The sequence below is a fragment of the Bacillus sp. GMs2/2 genome (genome assembly GCF_050172095.1).
Taxonomy (GTDB): domain Bacteria; phylum Bacillota; class Bacilli; order Bacillales; family Bacillaceae_G; genus Bacillus_A; species Bacillus_A cereus.
In genome coordinates this window covers 1-3183 of the sequence record NZ_JBNLYE010000419.1, presented here as the reverse complement: position 1 = coordinate 3183, position 3183 = coordinate 1, and the positions used below count along the sequence as shown (strand labels likewise).

The window sequence follows — 3183 nt, the reverse complement described above, 5'->3', positions numbered from 1 at the left end:
TAAAACAATATGAATATTCTACGTATCTGCTACTTAGTTCATCAAGAAATAAACAACTTTATTGCTTCTCAAATCATTTCATTTTAAATTAAATAACTCTATTCTCTCTACATAAAAAAGAGCCCTATATTAGGACTCTTTTTAGTATCAAGCTACTTTCCGATGTAAATGTTTTAGTTCCTTTTTCTTCTCTGCATTTGGTGGGCGGATTAATATTGAAATAATGAAGGAAATAACACTTAAAACACCGATTATAATGAAGGTTGGTTGAAATCCTCCGAGTATCGCTCCAATAAATGATCCTGCAAGCGCACCAAATCCGAAACCTTGGTAGACGATCCCATAATTTGTACTATGGTTTTTTAATCCAAAGAAATCTCCGACAATAGCTGGGAATATAGTTATATTACCGCCGAAGCAAAAGGCGACACTTGCTACACAAGCAAAATAGATTCCGTAATTTAGCGGAATAAAACTTAAAGTAAAGACTGACAAACCTATAATAATAAACGTTGCAGAGACAATTTTCATTCGCCCGATTTTATCTGATAACGTCCCAAGAATGATTCTACCTACTGTATTAAAGATTGCAATCATAGCAACAGCGTTTGCAGCGGTTGCTGCGCTAAGTCCAACAAGTTGTACGCCGATATCTTTTACCATACTGATTAAATACAAACCACCCATACACGAGGTGAATAACATAAAAAATAGCAGATATACTTGTTTCGTTCGCATCATTTCACGCGGAGTATAGTCATTGTGTAATGTTTCAGTTACAGCATTACTTACAATTGCCTCACGTAAGAAGCACGATCCGATTAACACTAAAAGTAACACGATAATACCCCAATATAAGAATGCTTGTGATACACCAAGGTTATCGATAAGATTTCCGTTTATATATCTAAAGATTAAGCTGCCCATTCCATACGCTGATACAGATATACCTGAAATAAGCCCTTTCCGATTTGGAAACCATTTAATTAAATTAGATAGTGATGTAATATAAGCTGTTCCATCCGCATAACCAACAACAACACCAGCTAATAAATATAAGAGTGGTAAGGAAGAAACTTGTGAACTAAGTATTAAGCCGAGTCCTAAAACAATTCCTGCAGTAGCAATAAGTTTCCGAAGTCCTAATTTTTTCTGCAATTTTGCTGCAAATAAAGTTGAGAATGATAAAGAAAAACTTGTTATGGAGAAAGTTATCGCTACCGAATTAAGATTCCATCCAAACTTACTTACAAGGGGTTGATTAAATAAACTCCATGTATAAATTGTTCCAAGGCCAATTTGAACAATGATTGTACCTAGAACAATTAGTAACGGATTTATAGAAGTTTGTTTCATACTAACTGTCCCCTTCTTTTATCTTGACATGAATTTTCACAGTTAGTATATCCATCGTAAATTGCAAGATACTGTACGGAAAATGGTAATTAAGTTCATATACACAAAAAGACACTTCATAAAGAAGTGTCTTTTGCAGGTTATATCAGATGTTTCTAAAGAAAGCTTTGTTAAGATAAGCCATTTTCAAATGCTTATGTATATATGTTATCAAATAATTTCTTATATGTGATGAGACTTAAGACGTATTTTTCATTCATCATATAGTCGGATGAAAAATTAATATTCGATTTCATCAAAATCCTTCGGCTGCGGTACAGTTTGCATATTAGCTGCATCTTTAGGATCGCTATAAATTGCATTTTGCTCTGTATTTACATCTTTTATATTTTGTTTTTTATTTTTGTTCACTTTATCTTTCACTTACAATCACTCCTTTTTGTTATAGGAGTAATTATGCCCTATTACCGTTACTAAATGTATCAGCGACTAAATTACTAAATTCACGTAAATAATATAAGTAATTATCACCGCCGTAGTTATATCTTTTGTTATACATTTTTGCAACAACTACATTATATTCAGGTATTACTAAAATAGTCGGTCCAGTAATCCCTAATATTTGATATGACCCTTTTGGAACACGTTCACCAAGTTCGCTTAATTGTGCAGATTCATTTTGAACGAACCAAAACAAGCCATTTTGTGGTAGCTCTTTATTTACATATGTTGGACTCTGCAAACTCGTAGCGATTTTTATAACTTCTTTTGGAACAATTTGCTTACCGTTTATCACACCTTGATTTAAATGAAGGTTGCCCCAATAAGCAAATTCTCTAGCTGAGACAAACAGATTTTTTTCAGTACCGTCATCTACCGTACCAATTTCACTAATTGCGTCTTTATTTGGATTATTAACAACGCCAACTAAATTTTCATCTCGCTGAACTCCAACCTGTTTCTTGAAAATTAGCAGGCTTAAAAACACGCTCCTTTAACAATTCAGGAAAACTTTTGTTATATAGCTGATAAATAAGACGTGTCATCATTCTTACATTAATATCTCTATATGCCCATGCTTGTCCCGGTTCAAATTCACGAAAAATTGTCCCGTCATTCATTTCTTCTAATCCGTGCGAATGTGTTACTAAATGTCTTATCGTTGTTTTACCAAGCAATGCAGGATCAAAGTCTTTAAAATATTTTATCGCTTCATCATCAATAGAGTTTATTTTCCCCTCGTAAAGCGCATACGCTATCATTAATCCTAAATAACTTTTTCTAGCAGAAGCAACGTTGAATTGCGAAGATGCAGTTACTTTTTTATTAGTCGCTGTATTTGAGTGATAACCGCTATAATGCTCTAATACGACTTTATTATTTTTTATAATACAAAGTGCTGTAGCAGAACTATGATTTTTTTCTTTTATATTCTCTACCCAAGAAGTCAACTTTTCGTATGTATACAAATAAATCCTCCTTAATCCTAATACAAAATTACAGCATGAAAGAAAAGTATAAACAGTATTTACACCTTTCTTTCATGTAAAATAGTTTTGATCTTCTATACTTAAATGATCCACCAGTTCCAGCAATTAAAGCAACCAAAACATCCGGCACAACCTACGCAACCACCACATCTGCCGCCGCCACAACCGCCACAGCGTCCACCACAACCTCCGCATCCGCCACAACGACGTGCATCGCCTTGGATGTAATAATATGGATATTGACTTTGTTGTTGATCCCAATACACAACATTACCAGTTTGATAATCATTAAGGTTTAATGTTTGTAATTCATGTTGAAACTGATTCATTACGAACC

Annotated in this window: 3 protein-coding genes and 1 pseudogene; all 4 read right to left on the bottom strand. The window is 33.8% G+C overall.

Annotation, left to right across the window (positions count from 1 at the left end):
- Window positions 1–147: 147 nt before the first annotated feature.
- The 4 genes and pseudogenes from ACQGS6_RS25390 to ACQGS6_RS25375 all read right to left on the bottom strand — a co-directional run bounded on the left by ACQGS6_RS25390 (window position 148) and on the right by ACQGS6_RS25375 (window position 3175).
- On the bottom strand, window positions 148–1356 hold the full coding sequence (locus ACQGS6_RS25390) for an L-lactate MFS transporter (protein ID WP_000815126.1): 1209 nt from the start codon (window positions 1354–1356) through the stop codon (window positions 148–150).
- Window positions 1357–1635: 279 nt separating this feature from the next.
- The gene (locus tag ACQGS6_RS25385; RefSeq protein ID WP_000653680.1) at window positions 1636–1779 is read right to left on the bottom strand and encodes a hypothetical protein; all 144 of its coding nucleotides are present in this window, start codon (window positions 1777–1779) and stop codon (window positions 1636–1638) included.
- Between the two features lie 31 nt (window positions 1780–1810).
- Window positions 1811–2825: pseudogene (locus tag ACQGS6_RS25380) on the bottom strand (serine hydrolase domain-containing protein).
- A 101-nt stretch (window positions 2826–2926) separates the two neighbouring features.
- A complete protein-coding gene (locus tag ACQGS6_RS25375) occupies window positions 2927–3175 on the bottom strand; it encodes a heterocycloanthracin/sonorensin family bacteriocin (protein WP_001071345.1) in 249 nt (82 codons plus the stop codon).
- Between the last annotated feature and the right edge of the window lie 8 nt (window positions 3176–3183).

What these genes read in the sequence shown, in the direction of transcription:
- ACQGS6_RS25375 (WP_001071345.1), bottom strand. Translation starts at nt 3,175, where the DNA reads ATGAATCAGTTTCAACATGAATTACAAACATTAAACCTTAATGATTAT.
- ACQGS6_RS25390 (WP_000815126.1), bottom strand. Translation starts at nt 1,356, where the DNA reads ATGAAACAAACTTCTATAAATCCGTTACTAATTGTTCTAGGTACAATC.